Raw genomic sequence first — 16,572 nt, forward strand, 5'->3', positions numbered from 1 at the left:
GTTAAATGAGAAATGTCGAGACACTTAAATTTGATGCTGACACTGAAGCGCTGGCAGCAATTATCACTAAGGCGCGGATCGAGGAGCGCAAAGACCGTGCACTGGTTGTTTCGGAGCGCTTGGTCGAGATTGCGCTGCACGTTCATCAGCAGGGGCTTTCCGGTATTGAAGCCGCCGACCTGATCCGCCGTGAGGCTGAGCGCTACCAGAACGAATCAAAGGAGCTGCACTGATGGCCGACTCAATGGACATGGCGCAGGCTCGCGCCGATGAGCTGCTGGCACGCAATATCGCCAGCGTGGTTAACCGCCCGGTCAGTGTGGCGGCTTCATTCTGTGAAGATTGCGACGCGCCAATCCCGGAGAAGCGCCGCCGCGCCGTGAGTGGCGTAACTCGCTGTGTCAGCTGTCAGGACGTGGCTGAAATGCGCGCGAAAGTTTCCAAAGGCGGTGCCGTATGAGCACAATCCTGAAATGGGCGGGAAATAAAACCCGCGTAATGCCGGAGCTGCTGGCGCACCTGCCTGAAGGTAACCGCCTGATCGAACCCTTCGCCGGTTCCTGCGCAGTAATGATGAATACCGATTACCCGGCCTATCTGGTAGCAGATATTAATCCTGACCTGATTAACCTCTACCGTCAGATAAAGGAGCATACCCGTCCGTTTATCGTCGTGGCAGCGAGCCTGTTTAATCAGAACACGACCGGTGAAGGCTATTACACCATCCGTGAGGCATTCAATCATAATCCGGCGCTGCCTCTACTGGAGCGCGCCGCTTATTTCCTGTACCTGAACCGCAATGGCTATCGCGGCCTTTGCCGCTACAACAAGCGCGGTGAATTTAATATCCCGTTCGGTAATTACGCAGAGCCGCTTTTTCCGCTGGCTGAGATAGAGGCATTTGCCGAGAAAGCCCAGCGCGCGACATTCATCTGCGCCGACTTCCGCGAAACGCTGCGCCTGACCAAAGCTGGCGATGTGGTCTACTGCGATCCACCGTATGACGGCACGTTTTCGGACTATCACTCTGCCGGTTTTGGAAAAGATGAGCATCATGATCTGGTCAGCATGCTGCTCGACGTCTCGGAGCGCTGCCCGGTTATAGTTTCAAACAGCGACACGCTTTACACGCGCAGCATTCTTCGAGATTTCCGTATTAACTGCATCAGCGTCGCCCGCTCGGTTGGCGTTGCCGCAGGTAAGAGCAAGCGCGCCTCGGAAATTATCGCCGTTCGCCATCCTGTAGCCGCGCCTGTGTGGTCTGGCTTTGATCCGGCCGCAGGTGCTGACTGGTCTGCAGAAGTGCAGGCGTCCCGATGATTCAGGAATACGCTTACCCGTGGAATGCTCCACGGGAAGCCATTGCCAGCCCGTACCCCACCTATGAGGAAATGCACAGCCGCAGTCAGATGATTGCGGCTTTAGTGCGTGCACAGGAATTACTCGAAAAGCAGCCGACCCTGATACAGCTCGACGTAAAACGCCGTGTCAGTGATCTGGAAAAGACACAGGGAACAGCCCGCGCCAATGCGTACTTAACGAAAACTTTCGTTGAGCGCACATTGCCACGCGTTGAAACCGTTAACGCTCAATATCGCCTCGGTGAAATGAGTCACGGCACGTTTAACCTGCTGGCAGGTAATGCCACTAAACAGGCAGGCGCGGCCAGCGCGGGCGGCACTCTTTGGGAGCTGATGCGCCGCTTTAACCGTCTGCCTGATATGGCTCGCGCCGACGTCGATTTGCTTGCCGGGGATGTGGCTAATTTCATTCTCGCCGAGCTGGTACAGGCACACGAGCAGGCCAGCGACGAGTCAGATTATAAATACACGCACCGCGTTTACATGACGGCCGCCACCATTACCCGCGAGCTGAGCCAGACCCCGCCACTATGGGATAAAGTAACGTCACGGCTGTTTGACCCGGAGGAAGTTACCCCGGCGATCATGCGTATGCAGACGGAAAAATGGTGGAAAGGCCGACTGCGCCGCGTGGCCTCATCATGGCGTGAACATCTTCAGATTGCCCTGGCTAACGTCAGCAAAAAGCACACCCCCTACGCCAGCAGCATGACCGTTTCAGAGTGGCGCGAGCAGAAGCGCCGCACCCGTGAATTTTTGAAGGGAATGGAGCTGGAAGACGAGGAAGGCAACCGCATCAGCCTGATCGAGAAATACGACGGCAGTGTGGCCAACCCGGCGATCCGCCGCTGCGAGCTGATGACCCGCATTCGTGGCTTTGAAAACATCTGCAATGAAATGGGCTTTATAGGCGAGTTCTACACGCTGACCGCTCCGGCTCGCTATCACGCCACAATCAAAACCGGGCACCGTAACCGCAAATGGAATGGTGCCAGCCCGGCCGATACGCAGCGTTATCTATGCAGCGTCTGGCAGAAAATCCGAGCCAAGCTGCACCGAGAAGAAATCCGCATTTTCGGGATCCGTGTTGCTGAGCCTCATCATGATGCGACCCCACACTGGCACATGCTCATGTTTATGCGCCCGGAGCAGGCTGAGCGCGTGCGCGAAATTATGCGCGATTATGCCTGGCAGGAAGATAGCAGCGAGCTGACGACAGACAAGGCCCGTAAGGCCCGCTTTCACGCCGAGGCTATCGATCCAGAGAAAGGCAGCGCAACGGGTTACGTTGCTAAATATATTTCCAAAAATATTGATGGTTATGCACTGGATGGTGAGACAGACGACGAGAGCGGAAAAGATCTGAAGGAAACATCTTCGGCCGTTTCTGCCTGGGCGGCACGCTGGCACATCCGGCAGTTTCAGTTTGTGGGCGGTGCGCCGGTCACGGTTTACCGTGAGCTGCGCCGCATGGCAGACAGCGAAACCGCGCACGGCCTGAGCGTTGAGTTTGCGGCCGCGCATGATGCAGCCGACGCAGGAGACTGGGCCGGATACGTTAACGCGCAGGGCGGGCCGTTCGTGCGCCGCGACGATCTGGCTGTGCGCACCTGGTATCAGGCAAGCGAAGATGTGAATGAGTACGGTGAGGAAACCGTGCGCATCAAGGGTGTTTACGCAACCGAAGTTGGCGACGATACGCCAATTTTAACCCGTCTGATGCAATGGAAGATTGTCCCTAAACGTGCCGTTGATTTGGGTTTTGAATTTAAGGACGCGTCTGCGTCCTCTCGGAGTTCTGTCAATAACTGTACGAGAGGTTTGAGATCTGAGGATTCGAACCCGCCGGAAAGTTTCGAAAAAATCGACCTGGACGGCATGAGCAGGAAGGAACGGCGTCAGCTTTTAAGCCGGATAAGGGCGCAGAAGCCAGAAAAGCGGCATCTGAAGCTGAGGCGGTCTGACAAAATCGAAGCTGCGTGCGACAACGTAATAGCCCAGGTGAGAGATTTAAGCGGTGAAACCATCAGTCGCGGGATGGCCGTGCGTCTGATTGGCGGCACGCAGACTAAAATCGCTGGTCAAACATTCCGCAGCTTACCTGATGGAGAACTGGCCCGGCCAATACTGGAGCCGAGAAAGACAAGCGTATTAGAACGTTTTAACCGTTTAGCAGAAAATGTTCGTACAAAAAAAGGCTTTTAAGGCGTTGAATTAGCAATCCTTAGATGTCCGATGGATAGCTCTTTAAGTTTTATTGTTATCTTAATTTTTAGTTGCGTCTTAAATAAAATTGTTAGGTATCAGCCAGATAAAAAGGTTTTTGATGTGGATATTTTTCTTTCTTAATTTATAAGTGCTATGCTACTGTATAAATACACAGTACAAATTGGGGAGGGAAAATGACGGTTCAGGAATCAAACCAGATACATAAGAAAATGGCGTGCGTGCAATTTATTGCGGAGGTTTCATTAATCGCAAACTGCAAGCCGTCAGACCTGAAACTGGCACTCACCATTATTGCCGAATTGGCAAACTCGGAAACCCGCCAGGATGCTGGCGAGGAAATCTTTTACGCTGCAGATTAAGGATTGATATGCGTATTGAAATTACACTCGATAAAAATCATAAGGTAAGCCAGTCAGTAATTGATGCTTTCGATACTGAGGTTAAGAGGCGCGTAACTGCGCTGTTTCCTGATGCAGTGGTGCAGGTGAGGCAGGGTAGTTACACCAAAATTGAAATGCCTGGTGTAAAAGTTGACGAAGACCGGCGCAGGATAAATGACCTGCTACAGAACGTCTGGGAAGATGACAGCTGGCTGCACTGATAACCGGGCTGATGCCAAAATCTTGATTTTGGTGGCGGCGCGGTTGAACAACGAGCATTGCGAGGCGTTAGCAAATGGCCGGAAAAGATACTGATTATCAGATCGTTTACCGTGGGGATTGCCTTGAATACTTCCATTCCGGCGGCTGGGTATTTTTTCAGCGTCCTAAAGAGGCTGGCGGGGGGTTCTGGCTGGGCAGGACTTACGATTTCGTTTTTATGATCGAGTTACCGCGACCTGTTTCACTTCGTGAGGGCATCATTTATCTGCAGGAACTGCGCTATGTAAGTGCTTCATCCTCCGAATTTTCACGCAATGAAACCCGCAAATGAGCTATGCATGCATAACGTGCATGGATCCGCATTAATTTTTAGAGCACTGAAACACCCTGCAGCGCCAGTAATGGCGCTGTTTTGCTATGTGAATGCAACTGCATTAAAAGCGATGCATAAAGCGGGCAGGCGTGGCGGGGATAGCATTGCGCGCCACGCCTGCAAACATGTATAACTAATGTATGAATAAGTATGCCTTTCGACTGGATAGATTTGACAAATGTTTAAAGGTAGCTAATTTATAAGAAAATACTGTTTAATTATCATTTACAAAGGAATAGTTATGATATCTCCTGCATACACAGCCTGCATTGGAATAATTGAAGGTAATTCAGTTTTACCTCTTGGGTCTGGTTTTTTTATTGATAACAATAGAGTGGTGACGGCAAGGCATGTTATATCTGGTAGGTCTGGTAAAATAGTGGTTATCCCTTCTTATATTAATGATATAAATGAATATCAGGATACTACGGAAAAAAAAGTTAACCCGTTTCTTGCAACAGTAATGGAGGAAGACCCGGTTAAGGATTTGTGCATATTAAAAACAGAAGTTGATGTTATTAATGGGCCAAAGTTAAATCTTACCGGATTTGATGGGGTTGTTGTGGGCGAGGAGGTTCATGTAATTGGTTACCCTCATTGTGGCGATGGAAGGCGAGTATTAACTTTGCATAAGGCCCATATAGGAGCAAAGGTTCTCTTAAATTCCAGCGGCCTTAAAACTAAATTCGCCATCATCAACACTCAGACGAGGCCGGGACAGTCTGGCTCTCCAGTTGTTTCAACGAAAAACAATTCTGTTGTAGGAATTTTGATCGGCGCATATGCGAATCTCAGCGGTGGTTATGTCACTATGGGAGATATAAATCCAATGGAACTCCACCAAACCACGCAATGCATCTCCGCCGAGTATGTTAAGGATATGTTATGATACAATTGCCCATTGAATCTGCTGATACATGGCTTTCAACATTGAAGCCATACCAGAGAGTAGCTATTGATGAGTTTTTGCAGAATGGAGATGAAGAAGACGCTATTGATAAATGGTTGAGCTCCAATGGCGCAGCAAATACATCAAAGTTTGGAGCTGGCCAAACTCAAAATACATTTAGAGGTGAGTTTTCCAAGCTTTTTTGGAGTGAGTTTAGATGTTTAATATGTGGTGATGATAAGTACAAAGAAGAAGTTAAAACCTTCAATAATCTACTAGATGAAAATAGAGGCAAAATTGTTGGCGTGTTATCAACTATCTTGGCGGGAGTGTTTGGGGTGACTGCTATTTTCATAGCTCCTGTAATTGTGCTGGCAATTATAAGTGTAACCAAGGTGGGTGTTAACGCATGGTGCAACATGCCTACTGAAACTAGTTAATCGCATAAGGTCAGGGTGAGCCCTGACCTTCACAATTAAATTAATTTGTAGTCATTAAATATAATCACCTCTTGCCCAATCCAATTATTGAGCTCCTTCATCCGCTCCTGCAGCGGTGTCAGCTCATTACGCACAAATACCTGAGACGCTTTCACCGCGTCGCCGAACCCGCCGGAGTTGTCCGGGATAATTCCCATCATCTGCGGCGGTACGCGGTGTGCGCTTAGCAGGTCGTCGCGGCTGGCCTTCTTGATGTTAAAGAAGTCGTCTTTCGTCGCCACTTCACTGAGCGGCAGAATCTTTATACCGTCCGGCTTTCCGTTCGGCGCGTACATGAACAGATTGCGGAAGTTACCCAGGCCTTTCGTGTCGCGCATCGCCTGCCGCATCCGGTCAACGTCGCTGCTGCTCTGCGCCGCATCGGTCATGTAAAGGATATAACCGGCGTGCGCGCCGTTCTGGTAATACTTGCGGCGGAACAGCGTCGCCGCCTCATTCAGCCAGGCGGAGTTAAGCGCGCTGAGGTATTCCGGCAGGCCGTACAGCTCCTGATTAATATCCGGCTCCAGCAGATGAAACACGCTGCCGGCCGAAAACTCATGCGGCTCTTTCCAGTCATTCACAAACCAGTAAACACCATCCTTAACGCCTCTGCGGGTGAATTTGGCCGGTGTGGTTTCAAGGCGCAGCGGCTTACCCAGGCCATTGCGGCGCAGCTCGGCAAAGGCGTTGCCGAAGACCAGGTAATCCAGCGCAAACTTGCTGAACTCCTGCTGACTCATCATCGGGTGCGGGATAAAGGTTGAGGCCAGAATGTTGCGCTTCACGTAAATCGGTGAGCTGTGATGCACGGCTGAGCGCAGGCTCTTAGCCAGCCCGCTAAAGCTGACCGGCGGCTCAAACCAGCGCCCGTTACCGATGCATTCGGCGTAATCCAGAATGTCGCGCTTATCCATGACCGGCGTCGGATCGCCAAAGGTAAACGCCTCGGCGTGCTGCTGCGGTGCGGTTGCCTGTACCGGCTGCGCGGTGGCGGTGTGAGCCTTGCGGCCTCTGCGTTTGCTCATCAGTAAAATTCCAGAATTGAGGGATTAGCGCCGCCGCTGGCTGCGGTAAGCGGTTCGTTTAACAGTGCGTGCATGATGGCCCAGGCGACGTCGGCGTGGCTGGCCTCTTCGCTGCGGCTCGCCTCATAGGTTGAGCGGTTGCCGCTGGCCGTCATGGTTTTACGGATTGCCATAAACGACTGTGTGATGTCCGTCGCCCCGGCGTCATACTCAAGCCGCCCGCTGCTGATGGTGTCTTTCGCCTTCAGCACCATTGCAGTTTTCACTTCCGGCGAGTATTTGATCTCGCGCGCGGCCGGATAAAACTGGCGTACCAGCTGGAAAACACCCTGGCCGATGCCGGTGGCATCCACGCCGATATACTCCACGGTGTATTTTTTCGTTAAGTCCTCGATAGATTTTGCCTGCGCGGCAAAGTCCATGCCCCGCCACTGGTGACGCTCCAGCACGCGGAATTTACCGCCCGCAACGAGCGGCGGCGCGATAACCGCACAGCCTGCGCTGTCGCCGGTATGCGACGGGTCATAGCCAATCCAGACCGGCCGGTATGCAAACGGGCGCGGCAGATAGGGGTTAAAGTCCTCCCACTCTTCCAGGCTGTCGATCATGCAGCTCTGCAGCTCGGCGAACGGGAACACGCTCGCCTCATCATCGACAAACTCACACATCAGCAGGTTCTGATATTCCGCCGGGCTGTATTCAAGCTGCAGCTGGTCAATGTCGAACAGGTTGCAGCCGCCGCTCAGCGCATCCTCAACCGTGACAATCTGCCGCCACTGCCCGTCACCGCACAGCGCGCCCTTCGCCAGGTGTGAATGCGACAGGTCTATCTCGATGCGATCATCTTTGCTGCGACGCCCTTTGTTAAACAGCTCGCCTGACCAGAACGGATAAGCGCTGTGCGACAGGGCCGACGGCGTGGAAAAATACGTCGTGCGCCACTTCTTGTGCAGCGACATGCCGCTGGCAACTTTGCGCAGCTCCTGGAATTTCGGGATCCAGAAATATTCGTCCAGATAGAGGTTGCCGGTGTAGCTCTGCGCGGTTCGCACGTTGGTGCCGAGGAATATCAGGCGCGCGCCGTTCGGCAGCACAATCGGATCGCCTTTCAGGTCAACGTCAGCCTGGCGGGCAAAGTCGATGATATAGTTTTTAAAGACGTGCGCCTGCGCCTTACTGGCTGAAAGAAATATCTGGTTGCGGCCGGTGGTCAGCGCATCAATCAGCGCCTCGCGGGCAAAGTAGAACGTTGCGCCAATCTGGCGCGACTTCAGAATATTACGGATGCGGTGAGTCAGCCCGGCGCGGTGCCAGTTGAGCTGATACTCAAAGCAGTTATCCATAAACACGCCGGTCAGCTTGTCGATCTGCTCGTCGCTGAACTCGTTTTTAACGACCGGCTGGCGCTCGCCTTTATTACGGTTGCGCACGTTCGGGTTTAAGTCGGCCTCGTTGCCGCTGCTGCGGTAGCGCTCAACGCGGGCAAGGCGCTCAATCTGACGGCCGAGCGCGTCTATCTCTTTGTAATCACCATTCCCCTTTACCTCTTTCATGATGAGCTGGATCAGCCGGGCTTCCATGCTGGATTCAACACGACTTATGGGCGCAACGTCGTCCCACGCGTCGCGCAGTTTCCAGCTCTGCACGGTTGGCGTTTTCTGTCCGAGCGTCTCCGCAATCTGGCGCACGGAATAACCCTGCCAGTAAAGCAGCGCGGCCTGACGGCGCGGATCGCTGATGATGGTTGTCGGTGTCATGTTCATACCGGCAAGGCTACCGGTGCCGAAAATGGCGCGCCTGCTGTCCCTGTTTGCTGATGCATCAGCGGGCTGGCATTCGTTGAGGGATTGTGTGGCGACGGGGAAACTGGCCCCGAACCGACCCAACACCTGACCGGAGCCTGATTAATGGCAGCAATCAAATCAAAGCGTTTTCGTATCGCAGTTGAAGGCGCAACCACCGACGGCCGTGTCATTTCCCGCGACTGGATTTCGCAGATGGCGAAAAACTACAACCCGGAAATGTACGGCGCACGCATCAACATGGAACACATCCGGGGCTATGCCGCTGACAGCACGTTCCGCCGCTTTGGTGACGTGACCGCCGTCGAGGCTGAAGAAATCGGCGACGGCCCGCTCAAGGGCAAGCTGGCGCTGTTTGGCTGGATTGACCCGACGCCCGAGCTGGTTGAGCTGACAAAAGCGCGCCAGAAAATCTACACCTCCATTGAAGTTAATCCGGAGTTTGCCGACACGGGCGAGGCGTATCTGGTCGGCCTGGCTGTCACCGACGACCCGGCAAGCCTGGGCACGGAAATCCTGAGCTTCAGCGCCACGGCCAAAGTTAATCCGCTGGCGTCCCGCAAGCTGGATAAGGACAACCTCTTTACCGCCGCCGAAGAAACCGTCATCGAGTTTGAAGAAGTGGCGGAGCCTTCACCGTCCCTGCTGGCACGCATCTCGGCGATGTTCTCTGCCAGAAAGAAAACCGATGGTGAGCGGTTCGCGGACGTCAGCGCGGCGGTAACGGCCGTTGCTGAGCAGGTGCAGCTGAACGCGGAGAGCCAGACGCATGAGCTGTCGGCACTGGAGCAATCCGTCACCGCACGTATGGAGGCCATCGAGCAGCAGGCCGGGGAAGACCGCGCCGCTTTTGCTGCGCTGCAGGGCCAGCTTTCGCAGACCGACGGCAGCTTTAACCGCCGCCCGGCGGCAACCGGCAGCGATCCGAAGTCCGGCGCGCAGACCGACTGCTAATCAGGCGTTGCCTGAACGTTAAAACCCAACACAGAGATAAACAGGAACGCCAATGCGCAAGAATACCCGCTTTAAGTTTAACCAGTTCATGATCCGACTCGCCGAGCTGAACGGCGTCGAAACCGACGACATGAACAAGAAATTTACCGTTGAGCCGTCGGTTACGCAGACCCTGATGAACCGCGTGCAGGAGTCATCCGACTTCCTGACCCGCATCAACATCGTGCCGGTGTCCGAAATGAAGGGCGAGAAAATCGGGATCGGCGTGTCCGGCTCGATTGCCAGCGTGACCGACACGGCAGGTGGCGACGAGCGCGAAACCGCTGACTTTGCCGCGCTGGATAAGCAGGGCTATGAGTGTGTGCAGGTCAACTACGACTTTCATATCCGCTATAACACGCTCGACCTGTGGGCGCGTTATGAAGACTTTCAGGCCCGCCTGCGTGATGCCATCGTGAAGCGTCAGGCGCTTGACCGCATCATGATTGGCTTCAACGGCGTGACCCGAGCCAAAACCTCGAACCGTGCCAAAAACCCGATGCTGCAGGATGTGGCCGTCGGCTGGCTGCAGAAGTACCGCAACGATGCACCGGCGCGCGTGATGAGCAAAATCACCGAGGAAGACGGCACCGTCGTCTCTGAAAAAATCCGCGTCGGCAAAAACGGCGACTATGCCAGCCTCGATGCGCTGGTGATGGATGCCACCAACACCCTGATCGAGCCGTGGTATCAGGAAGACCCGGAGCTGGTTGTTATCGTGGGCCGTCAGCTGCTGGCTGATAAATACTTCCCGATCGTCAACCAGTCGCAGGCCAACACCGAGCAGCTGGCCGCTGACGTGATTATCAGTCAGAAACGCATCGGCGGTCTGCCAGCGGTGCGCGTGCCGTACTTCCCGGCCGACGCGATGTTTATCACCCGCACCGATAACCTGTCGATTTACTTCCAGGAAGGCACGCACCGCCGCCTGATTGACGAAGTGCCGAAGCGCGACCGCATCGAAAACTATGAGTCCATTAACGAGGACTACGTGATTGAGGATTACGCGGCCGGTTGCCTGGTTGAAAACATCGAAGTCGGCGTGTTCGCTGCACCTGCAGCCACAACGCAGGAAGCAGCGGCAGAAAGCGGCGCTGCTGACCCCGAAAAAACGGAGGCGTAACGCATGTTAAGCCCTGCCCGACGTCACCGCATGCGCCAGCAGGCTATCGAAGCCTCGCAGAACGCCGACAACCCGCTGCGCCACGCCAGCGGCTATGAGCAGATGCTCATCAGGCTCAACGACGACAAGCGCCGCCTGAAGAAAGTGCACTCTAACGAGCGCAAGGCGGAAATGAAGCGTCAGCTGCTGCCTGAGTACCTGCCGTGGGTGTCCGGCGTGCTGGAGAAAGGCAAAGGTGCACAGGATGCCGTGCTGATGACCGTCATGATCTGGCGGCTCGATGCGGGCGACGTGCCCGGCGCGCTGGAGATTGCCCGGTACGCGCTGACGCATGGCCTTGTGTCGCCTGACGGCTTTAAGCGCGCCAGCCTGCCTTATCTGCTGGCCGAGGAAGTCGCCAGCGCGGCAACGCGCGCCTGGACGGCAAAAGAGCAAGTCGATGTTGACCCGCTGCTGGCAACCATTGCGATGACGGAATCTGAAGACATGCCCGATCAGGTGCGCGCCAAGCTGCACAAGATAACCGGGTATGTGCTTCGCGATGCGGGCAGGGCTTCGGAGGCGATGACCCACCTTGTAAGGGCGCATCAGCTGCACGACGGCTGCGGCGTCAAAAAAGACATTGAGCGGCTGGGAACGGCGATGAAAAAACAGGCCATCGCCAGCCGCTGACCGAACGCGACCCCGCGCACGGGCGGCAGGACGGCAACGCACTTTCAGTGTCTGCGCCGTCCTCCACCGCCCACCTATTTCAAAGGCCGATTATGAATAACACGGTTGTTATCCCCGCCCCGCGACCGGCAGACGCTGCCGAGCCGCCGGTAAAGAATACGTTTTTCTGGCCTGACGTTGACCTGCTGCAGCTGCGCGATTCGCTGCGCTATGAGGGAACGGTCACGGCGGTGCGCCTGCGCCTTGCCGTGAAAACGGCGATTTCAGAAGTAAACGCCGAGCTGTACGACTGGCGCGCCGCGCAGATTGCGGCGGGCTTTAAGGTGCTGGCCGAGGTGCCTGCGGAATCACTGGACGGCGAGAGCGAAAAGGTCACTGCGTACCTTGCCGCCGTCAGCGCGCTGACCGCCGCCACCATCGTTGAGCGTTATCGCGGCTATGACGCCAGCGGCACGAAAAAGGTGGGAGAAATCGAGGCGAGCGCCGACGAGTACTGGCGCGATGCGCGATTCAGTATCAGCCGCATCGCCGGTAAGCCTGGCTGCATTGTGGATCTGCTCTGATGAACATTTACGCGCAGCAGGGCGATACCGTTGATGAAATCTGTCAGCGCTATTACGAGCGTACCGGTCAGGCCGTCGAGCTGGTTTACGCGGCTAATCCGGGCCTTGCCGAAAGTGGGCCGGTGCTGCCGCACGGATGCGAGGTGACGCTGCCTGATCTGCCGGAATCTTCAGCAGGTGAAACCGTCAACCTGTGGGACTAAAAATGGAAAAAATCAGCTCTGTGATCAACTACCTGATAGGCCTCATCCTGATGTGGTTCGGCCGTCATACGCCGCAGGATATCGCCTTTATGGTCGGTTCCGGCGTGGCCGTTATCACGCTCATTACTAACGTGGCAACGTTCTTTATCAACTGGCATTACCGCCGTAAAACCTACGAGCTGCAGCGCCTGCGGGGGGTGAGCCTTGAGCCAGACCGTTAAACGCTGCGCCGTGGTGGCCGTGCTGGCGATTGCCGCGCTGCTGCCACAGTTCAAAACCCTGAAAACGTCCGAGGCCGGGCTTGCGCTCATCGCCAACGCCGAGGGGTGCCGCACCTCGCCCTATCAGTGCAGTGCCGGAGTCTGGACGAACGGTATCGGTCACACAGAGGGCGTGACGCCGCAAAGCCAGGTCAGCGAGCGGCAGGCGGCGGTTAATCTGGTGTATGACGTGATGCGCGTCGAGCGCGGGATCGATACCTGTATGTCGGATGAGATGCCACAGCCGGTCTATGACACGGCCGTTTCATTCGCCTTTAACGTCGGCGTGCGCGCGGCTTGCAGCTCGACCTTCGCCCGTTACATCAGGCTGCAGCACTGGCTTGCTGCCTGTAACGAGCTGCGGCGCTGGGTGTTCGTTAAGGGCGTGAAAAATCGCGGTCTGGAAAACCGCCGCGCTGCGGAAACAGCCTACTGCCTGCGGGGTGTGTCATGACGCGACTGATTGCCGCTCTGCTGGCCGTCGCCCTGCTGGCGCTGGGCGTAACCGGCTGGCAGTGGAAAGTCGCGAAGGACGATCTGACCAGCGCACAGCGCATTATCGGTACGCTGTCGGCCGGTATCGAAAGCCGGGATAAAGCGATAGCCCGGCTGGACGCCGATGCGAGGGCCAGCCAGAAGCGCGAGGCCGAGCTGCGGCTGATGCAGGGGCGCGCCAGCACAGCCGCGCTAAACCGTGAAATGACCATACAGAGAGAAACCGATGCAAATCCGATACTGCGTGACTGGTCTGCTGCTGCTCTGCCTGACGATGTTATCCGGCTGCACGCCCGCCCGGCCTTCGCCAGCCCCAGAGATTATCTGGATTGGGTGTCCGCGCGTGACAAGCTGCCCGGTGCCGGGAAACAGCCTTAAAACGGCGGGCGATCTGGCGGCGGACAATCGGCAGCTTGAAGCTGCACTCGCCGCCTGCGGGCTGCAGGTCGAAATCATCAAGGACTGCCAGGAGCAACACGATGCTGAAACCACAACAGCTGCGCCAGACACTGACCGACAGCGTGCCGGAGCTGCAGCGAAACCCTGACGCGCTGAACGTGTTTATCGACAGCGGGCGCATCGTCTCGACGCTTGCCAGCTCGCTGTCGTTTGAATACCAGTACCGGCTTAACATGGTCATTACCGACTACGCCGGTAACATCGACCTGCTGATCGTGCCGCTGCTGGCATGGCTTCGGACGAATGAACCCGACATCATGGCAAGCGAGGAAAAGCGCCGGACGGGCTTTACCTTTGAAGCGGATGTTATCAGCGACACGGCCAGCGATATCAGCATTGAGCTGCAGCTGAGCGAGCGCGTGATCGTGAAGCAGGCCGATGACGGGCTGCACGTGACCCACGTCGGCGAGAACCCGCTGCCGGAGAATGACGCCCGGCCGGTGCAGCTTTACATTAAGGGCGAGCTGGTCAGCGAGTGGCAGACATGAGCGAGCTGCAGCTGGTAAATGACCGGCTGGAGGCGCTTATCAGCAGCCTGTCAGCCCCGGCGCGTAAAGAGATGGCGCGCAGCATTGGCCGCAAGCTGCGCGCGAGTCAGCAGCAGAATATCAAACGCCAGCAGGCACCCGACGGCACGCCGTTTAAAGCCCGAAAAACGCAGCCGGTGCGCAGCAAAAAGGGCCGGATAAAGCGAGAGATGTTTGCAAAGCTGCGCACGGCTAAATACCTGAAGACGCAGGCCAGCCCGAATGAAGCCGTTATCGAGTTTGCGGGCAACGTGCAGCGCATGGCCCGCGTGCATCATTACGGGCTGCGCGACCGGCCATCGCGCAAAGGTAAAGAGGTGCAGTATGAGGCCCGGCCTTTATTGGGCATTAGTGAGGGTGACTTGCTCATAGTTACCAAGTTGATCATTGAATATTTTGATCGCTAGATTCAATAGATTTTGGGAAATCTTCAAAATATTCAGCAGGCATTTCCTTCACTGCTTCACCCAAGGTTTCCGTTATATAATTTCTTAGTCCATCTATACCGCGCATCTCAAATGCCATGACTTGTGGGAGATAGATGGCAATCACTTCCAAAGGTCTGCTCGTGACAAAAGATTCACTAAATTTTTTCATTATCCATATTGATCTATTTATTAATGGGGTTTTATATTTTTTGAATGCTGACTCCAGCTGTCTCGTTGAATTGATATCCATTTTATTTAAGTATTCTATTGCTGGCCCTGTGTAGTCAGCCTCAGGATTAAAATGGACGTCACAGTGTTTTTTTATATCATCAATTATTTCTTGAACGATCTTTGATTTTTTAAGGAATTCACGTAAAGTTACCTTGTCAATTTTAAAATCTTCACTTTTGCTTGACCAGATGTTTTGGCTTACCTTTGATTGATACTCGTTTAGAGAAGTCTTTATAGCTAAAAACTCTTGGTCGGCAAGTTCAAGCAGGCCTGCTAATCTTGAAAATTGTCTTTTGATAACCTTAGGGACTTCGACTGAACTTTTGTATCCAATATCATGCTCAATTTCTGCCCATGTATGCTGTAATATAGAACGGATTTGTATTTCCGCTTTCAGTCCTGCATACGATTTATATTCAAAAAACCCCAATCTATCTTGTGTTAATGAAATAACATAATGCAAAGAAAGATAACCAAACTTTTCCGGTTCTAGTGATGCCCTTTTATCAATTGTGTTTTTCTTGTCAACAAAGAACTCCCTCTCTATCAGTGCGGCAACTTCATCGACTTCGTCTGCGAAATGAGTGATTATACGTAAGCCTACAATATCAGTTATTTCATTTATACTCGTATATTTATCTTTGCTGCTTACCTTTTTTTCTAAGCTTTCTTTCTCTTTAACCCTGCAAGTTACAGAGTGAATTTTGATGCCTTCAGCGAGCATCAAGTTATCTATCAAGGCAGCAAGCGTTTTGGAAAATGCATCATACGTAGCTTTGTTTTTTTCATAGGCTATCAAAATTTCGTTCATTTAAAGTCTCCTTTTTTTCATTATAAGCACAAAGCTTGCTTAGCTATCAACGAGCAAACAATGCCGTCTATGAAAAAATTTTCCTATCAAGATAATGCTTCCATGAACGAACAACTCGCAGAAATTCAGCGCCTGCTGCGCAACCTGATCCGCATCGGAACCGTGTCGGCCGTCAACCTTGACGGCGGGCTGTGCCGTGTCGATACGGGAAAAAATACTACCGGCTGGCTGCACTGGCTGAGCGCCCGCGCGGGTAAAACCCGTTCGTGGAATGCGCCGTCAGTGGGTGAGCAGGTTCTTATTCTGTGCCTGGGCGGCGAACTCGATACCGGCTTTGTGCTGCCGGGCATTTTTTCGGATGACAACCCGGCTCCGTCTGCCTCGGCCGATGCGCTGCATTGGTCATTTCCTGACGGCGCGGTGATCGAGTACGAGCCGGAAACCGGCGCGCTGATAGCAACCGGCATACAGACGGCAACCATCAAAGCGGCGGTAAAAATCCTGTTCGACTCGCCAGAAGTGGAATGCACAGCGCTGCTCAAAACTGCGCAGCTGGAAGTCACTAAGGGAGGCACGATGAAAGGCGACGTTACACATAGCGGTGGCAAGTTGAGTTCTAACGGTGTCGTCGTGGATGACCACGATCATGGCGGCGTGCAGCGCGGCGGTAGCAGAACGGATGGCCCACAATGACAACCGCAAAATATATTGGCATGAACCGGGAAACAGGCGGCACGCTGACCGACCTCGATCATATCCGGCAGTCGATTAGCGACATTTTTCTGACCCCGATCGGCTCCAGGGTGATGCGCCGCCAGTATGGTTCGCTTTTATCCGCCCTGATTGACCAGCCGCAAAACGAGGCGCTGCGTCTGCAGATTATGTCGGCCTGCTATATGGCCCTACTGAAATGGGAGCCGCGCGTAAAGCTTACCGCCATCAGCTTTGAGTCGGATATCAACGGCGCAATGGTGGTTGAGTTGTCCGGCAACCGCAACGACAGCGCGCAACCTTTTTCCTTAACCGTTCCTGTGAGCTGAGACT

Annotated in this window: 25 protein-coding genes; 22 read left to right on the plus strand and 3 right to left on the minus strand. The window is 54.4% G+C overall.

The genetic code is table 11. The annotated features are described in order from the left end of the window. Positions 1 to 5: 5 nt before the first annotated feature. The 9 genes from Q7C21_RS09695 (at position 6) to Q7C21_RS09735 (ending at position 5,894) form a co-directional block, all read left to right on the plus strand. Positions 6 to 233, plus strand: coding sequence for a DUF2732 domain-containing protein (locus Q7C21_RS09695; RefSeq protein WP_375150661.1), 228 nt, complete (start codon positions 6 to 8; stop codon positions 231 to 233). Continuing rightward, on the plus strand, positions 233 to 460 hold the full coding sequence (locus Q7C21_RS09700; RefSeq protein ID WP_128085155.1) for a TraR/DksA family transcriptional regulator: 228 nt from the start codon (positions 233 to 235) through the stop codon (positions 458 to 460). Before Q7C21_RS09695 ends, Q7C21_RS09700 begins: the two co-directional genes overlap by 1 nt. Continuing rightward, positions 457 to 1,320, plus strand: a complete 864-nt coding sequence (locus Q7C21_RS09705) for a DNA adenine methylase (protein WP_375150662.1) — start codon at positions 457 to 459, stop codon at positions 1,318 to 1,320. Before Q7C21_RS09700 ends, Q7C21_RS09705 begins: the two co-directional genes overlap by 4 nt. Further along, positions 1,317 to 3,566 (plus strand): replication endonuclease, encoded by a 2,250-nt coding sequence (locus Q7C21_RS09710; protein ID WP_375150663.1) that lies wholly within the window; start codon positions 1,317 to 1,319, stop codon positions 3,564 to 3,566. The genes Q7C21_RS09705 and Q7C21_RS09710 overlap by 4 nt, the downstream gene beginning before the upstream one ends. 197 nt (positions 3,567 to 3,763) lie before the next feature. After that, a complete protein-coding gene (locus Q7C21_RS09715; protein WP_191913775.1) occupies positions 3,764 to 3,949 on the plus strand; it encodes a hypothetical protein in 186 nt (61 codons plus the stop codon). Between the two features lie 8 nt (positions 3,950 to 3,957). After that, entirely contained in the window at positions 3,958 to 4,191 is a 234-nt protein-coding gene (locus tag Q7C21_RS09720; protein WP_375150664.1) for a DinI family protein, read from the plus strand. A gap of 74 nt (positions 4,192 to 4,265) precedes the next feature. Then, a complete protein-coding gene (locus tag Q7C21_RS09725; RefSeq protein ID WP_375150665.1) occupies positions 4,266 to 4,523 on the plus strand; it encodes a hypothetical protein in 258 nt (85 codons plus the stop codon). A gap of 283 nt (positions 4,524 to 4,806) precedes the next feature. Next, on the plus strand, positions 4,807 to 5,454 hold the full coding sequence (locus tag Q7C21_RS09730; RefSeq protein WP_375150666.1) for a serine protease: 648 nt from the start codon (positions 4,807 to 4,809) through the stop codon (positions 5,452 to 5,454). Further along, positions 5,451 to 5,894, plus strand: coding sequence for a hypothetical protein (locus tag Q7C21_RS09735; protein ID WP_375150667.1), 444 nt, complete (start codon positions 5,451 to 5,453; stop codon positions 5,892 to 5,894). Before Q7C21_RS09730 ends, Q7C21_RS09735 begins: the two co-directional genes overlap by 4 nt. Positions 5,895 to 5,929: 35 nt before the next feature. Here the strand turns inward: Q7C21_RS09735 and Q7C21_RS09740 are convergent, their stop codons facing one another. Together Q7C21_RS09740 and Q7C21_RS09745 are read right to left on the minus strand one after the other, a co-directional pair. Next, on the minus strand, positions 5,930 to 6,961 hold the full coding sequence (locus Q7C21_RS09740; protein ID WP_375150668.1) for a phage portal protein: 1,032 nt from the start codon (positions 6,959 to 6,961) through the stop codon (positions 5,930 to 5,932). Continuing rightward, positions 6,961 to 8,724 (minus strand): terminase ATPase subunit family protein, encoded by a 1,764-nt coding sequence (locus Q7C21_RS09745; protein ID WP_375150696.1) that lies wholly within the window; start codon positions 8,722 to 8,724, stop codon positions 6,961 to 6,963. Before Q7C21_RS09745 ends, Q7C21_RS09740 begins: the two co-directional genes overlap by 1 nt. A 144-nt stretch (positions 8,725 to 8,868) precedes the next feature. On the opposite strand from Q7C21_RS09745, the gene Q7C21_RS09750 reads away from it, so the two are divergent. From Q7C21_RS09750 to Q7C21_RS09800, 11 genes are all read left to right on the plus strand, one after another. Beyond that, positions 8,869 to 9,717 (plus strand): GPO family capsid scaffolding protein, encoded by an 849-nt coding sequence (locus Q7C21_RS09750; RefSeq protein WP_375150669.1) that lies wholly within the window; start codon positions 8,869 to 8,871, stop codon positions 9,715 to 9,717. A 52-nt stretch (positions 9,718 to 9,769) separates the two neighbouring features. After that, positions 9,770 to 10,879, plus strand: a complete 1,110-nt coding sequence (locus Q7C21_RS09755) for a phage major capsid protein, P2 family (RefSeq protein WP_375150670.1) — start codon at positions 9,770 to 9,772, stop codon at positions 10,877 to 10,879. A gap of 3 nt (positions 10,880 to 10,882) precedes the next feature. Then, entirely contained in the window at positions 10,883 to 11,551 is a 669-nt protein-coding gene (locus Q7C21_RS09760) for a terminase endonuclease subunit (RefSeq protein ID WP_375150671.1), read from the plus strand. 92 nt (positions 11,552 to 11,643) lie between these two features. Continuing rightward, a complete protein-coding gene (locus Q7C21_RS09765; protein ID WP_375150672.1) occupies positions 11,644 to 12,114 on the plus strand; it encodes a head completion/stabilization protein in 471 nt (156 codons plus the stop codon). Continuing rightward, complete coding sequence (locus Q7C21_RS09770; protein ID WP_375150673.1) at positions 12,114 to 12,317, plus strand: tail protein X; 204 nt, start codon at positions 12,114 to 12,116, stop codon at positions 12,315 to 12,317. Before Q7C21_RS09765 ends, Q7C21_RS09770 begins: the two co-directional genes overlap by 1 nt. Before the next feature lie 2 nt (positions 12,318 to 12,319). Then, positions 12,320 to 12,538, plus strand: a complete 219-nt coding sequence (locus Q7C21_RS09775) for an HP1 family phage holin (RefSeq protein ID WP_010255079.1) — start codon at positions 12,320 to 12,322, stop codon at positions 12,536 to 12,538. Continuing rightward, the gene (locus Q7C21_RS09780; RefSeq protein WP_375150674.1) at positions 12,522 to 13,031 is read left to right on the plus strand and encodes a lysozyme; all 510 of its coding nucleotides are present in this window, start codon (positions 12,522 to 12,524) and stop codon (positions 13,029 to 13,031) included. Before Q7C21_RS09775 ends, Q7C21_RS09780 begins: the two co-directional genes overlap by 17 nt. Beyond that, on the plus strand, positions 13,028 to 13,450 hold the full coding sequence (gene lysB / locus Q7C21_RS09785) for an Rz-like lysis system protein LysB (RefSeq protein WP_375150675.1): 423 nt from the start codon (positions 13,028 to 13,030) through the stop codon (positions 13,448 to 13,450). Before Q7C21_RS09780 ends, lysB begins: the two co-directional genes overlap by 4 nt. Next, a complete protein-coding gene (gene lysC, locus Q7C21_RS09790; RefSeq protein WP_375150676.1) occupies positions 13,347 to 13,619 on the plus strand; it encodes an Rz1-like lysis system protein LysC in 273 nt (90 codons plus the stop codon). The genes lysB and lysC overlap by 104 nt, the downstream gene beginning before the upstream one ends. Further along, positions 13,552 to 14,019 carry a phage tail protein gene (locus Q7C21_RS09795; protein WP_375150677.1) on the plus strand — a complete coding sequence of 156 codons (468 nt, stop codon included), beginning with the start codon at positions 13,552 to 13,554 and terminating at the stop codon, positions 14,017 to 14,019. Before lysC ends, Q7C21_RS09795 begins: the two co-directional genes overlap by 68 nt. After that, positions 14,016 to 14,465, plus strand: a complete 450-nt coding sequence (locus Q7C21_RS09800) for a phage virion morphogenesis protein (RefSeq protein ID WP_375150678.1) — start codon at positions 14,016 to 14,018, stop codon at positions 14,463 to 14,465. Before Q7C21_RS09795 ends, Q7C21_RS09800 begins: the two co-directional genes overlap by 4 nt. Here the strand turns inward: Q7C21_RS09800 and Q7C21_RS09805 are convergent. Then, the gene (locus tag Q7C21_RS09805; protein WP_375150679.1) at positions 14,443 to 15,528 is read right to left on the minus strand and encodes a GTP pyrophosphokinase family protein; all 1,086 of its coding nucleotides are present in this window, start codon (positions 15,526 to 15,528) and stop codon (positions 14,443 to 14,445) included. The genes Q7C21_RS09800 and Q7C21_RS09805 overlap by 23 nt on opposite strands. 102 nt (positions 15,529 to 15,630) lie before the next feature. Between Q7C21_RS09805 and Q7C21_RS09810 the strand changes: the two genes are divergently transcribed. Both Q7C21_RS09810 and Q7C21_RS09815 read left to right on the plus strand, forming a co-directional pair. Then, positions 15,631 to 16,221, plus strand: coding sequence for a phage baseplate assembly protein V (locus tag Q7C21_RS09810; RefSeq protein WP_375150680.1), 591 nt, complete (start codon positions 15,631 to 15,633; stop codon positions 16,219 to 16,221). Then, positions 16,218 to 16,568, plus strand: coding sequence for a GPW/gp25 family protein (locus tag Q7C21_RS09815; RefSeq protein WP_375150681.1), 351 nt, complete (start codon positions 16,218 to 16,220; stop codon positions 16,566 to 16,568). The genes Q7C21_RS09810 and Q7C21_RS09815 overlap by 4 nt, the downstream gene beginning before the upstream one ends. Positions 16,569 to 16,572 lie beyond the last annotated feature (4 nt).

This window comes from Pantoea sp. ANP04 (assembly GCF_041982285.1).
In the GTDB taxonomy this organism is placed as follows: Bacteria; Pseudomonadota; Gammaproteobacteria; order Enterobacterales; family Enterobacteriaceae; genus Pantoea; species Pantoea eucalypti.

What these genes read in the sequence shown, in the direction of transcription:
- Q7C21_RS09695 (WP_375150661.1), top strand. Translation starts at nt 6, where the DNA reads ATGAGAAATGTCGAGACACTTAAATTTGATGCTGACACTGAAGCGCTG.
- Q7C21_RS09700 (WP_128085155.1), top strand. Translation starts at nt 233, where the DNA reads ATGGCCGACTCAATGGACATGGCGCAGGCTCGCGCCGATGAGCTGCTG.
- Q7C21_RS09705 (WP_375150662.1), top strand. Translation starts at nt 457, where the DNA reads ATGAGCACAATCCTGAAATGGGCGGGAAATAAAACCCGCGTAATGCCG.
- Q7C21_RS09710 (WP_375150663.1), top strand. Translation starts at nt 1,317, where the DNA reads ATGATTCAGGAATACGCTTACCCGTGGAATGCTCCACGGGAAGCCATT.
- Q7C21_RS09715 (WP_191913775.1), top strand. Translation starts at nt 3,764, where the DNA reads ATGACGGTTCAGGAATCAAACCAGATACATAAGAAAATGGCGTGCGTG.
- Q7C21_RS09720 (WP_375150664.1), top strand. Translation starts at nt 3,958, where the DNA reads ATGCGTATTGAAATTACACTCGATAAAAATCATAAGGTAAGCCAGTCA.
- Q7C21_RS09725 (WP_375150665.1), top strand. Translation starts at nt 4,266, where the DNA reads ATGGCCGGAAAAGATACTGATTATCAGATCGTTTACCGTGGGGATTGC.
- Q7C21_RS09730 (WP_375150666.1), top strand. Translation starts at nt 4,807, where the DNA reads ATGATATCTCCTGCATACACAGCCTGCATTGGAATAATTGAAGGTAAT.
- Q7C21_RS09735 (WP_375150667.1), top strand. Translation starts at nt 5,451, where the DNA reads ATGATACAATTGCCCATTGAATCTGCTGATACATGGCTTTCAACATTG.
- Q7C21_RS09740 (WP_375150668.1), bottom strand. Translation starts at nt 6,961, where the DNA reads ATGAGCAAACGCAGAGGCCGCAAGGCTCACACCGCCACCGCGCAGCCG.
- Q7C21_RS09745 (WP_375150696.1), bottom strand. Translation starts at nt 8,724, where the DNA reads ATGAACATGACACCGACAACCATCATCAGCGATCCGCGCCGTCAGGCC.
- Q7C21_RS09750 (WP_375150669.1), top strand. Translation starts at nt 8,869, where the DNA reads ATGGCAGCAATCAAATCAAAGCGTTTTCGTATCGCAGTTGAAGGCGCA.
- Q7C21_RS09755 (WP_375150670.1), top strand. Translation starts at nt 9,770, where the DNA reads ATGCGCAAGAATACCCGCTTTAAGTTTAACCAGTTCATGATCCGACTC.
- Q7C21_RS09760 (WP_375150671.1), top strand. Translation starts at nt 10,883, where the DNA reads ATGTTAAGCCCTGCCCGACGTCACCGCATGCGCCAGCAGGCTATCGAA.
- Q7C21_RS09765 (WP_375150672.1), top strand. Translation starts at nt 11,644, where the DNA reads ATGAATAACACGGTTGTTATCCCCGCCCCGCGACCGGCAGACGCTGCC.
- Q7C21_RS09770 (WP_375150673.1), top strand. Translation starts at nt 12,114, where the DNA reads ATGAACATTTACGCGCAGCAGGGCGATACCGTTGATGAAATCTGTCAG.
- Q7C21_RS09775 (WP_010255079.1), top strand. Translation starts at nt 12,320, where the DNA reads ATGGAAAAAATCAGCTCTGTGATCAACTACCTGATAGGCCTCATCCTG.
- lysB (WP_375150675.1), top strand. Translation starts at nt 13,028, where the DNA reads ATGACGCGACTGATTGCCGCTCTGCTGGCCGTCGCCCTGCTGGCGCTG.
- lysC (WP_375150676.1), top strand. Translation starts at nt 13,347, where the DNA reads ATGTTATCCGGCTGCACGCCCGCCCGGCCTTCGCCAGCCCCAGAGATT.
- Q7C21_RS09795 (WP_375150677.1), top strand. Translation starts at nt 13,552, where the DNA reads ATGCTGAAACCACAACAGCTGCGCCAGACACTGACCGACAGCGTGCCG.
- Q7C21_RS09800 (WP_375150678.1), top strand. Translation starts at nt 14,016, where the DNA reads ATGAGCGAGCTGCAGCTGGTAAATGACCGGCTGGAGGCGCTTATCAGC.
- Q7C21_RS09805 (WP_375150679.1), bottom strand. Translation starts at nt 15,528, where the DNA reads ATGAACGAAATTTTGATAGCCTATGAAAAAAACAAAGCTACGTATGAT.
- Q7C21_RS09810 (WP_375150680.1), top strand. Translation starts at nt 15,631, where the DNA reads ATGAACGAACAACTCGCAGAAATTCAGCGCCTGCTGCGCAACCTGATC.
- Q7C21_RS09815 (WP_375150681.1), top strand. Translation starts at nt 16,218, where the DNA reads ATGACAACCGCAAAATATATTGGCATGAACCGGGAAACAGGCGGCACG.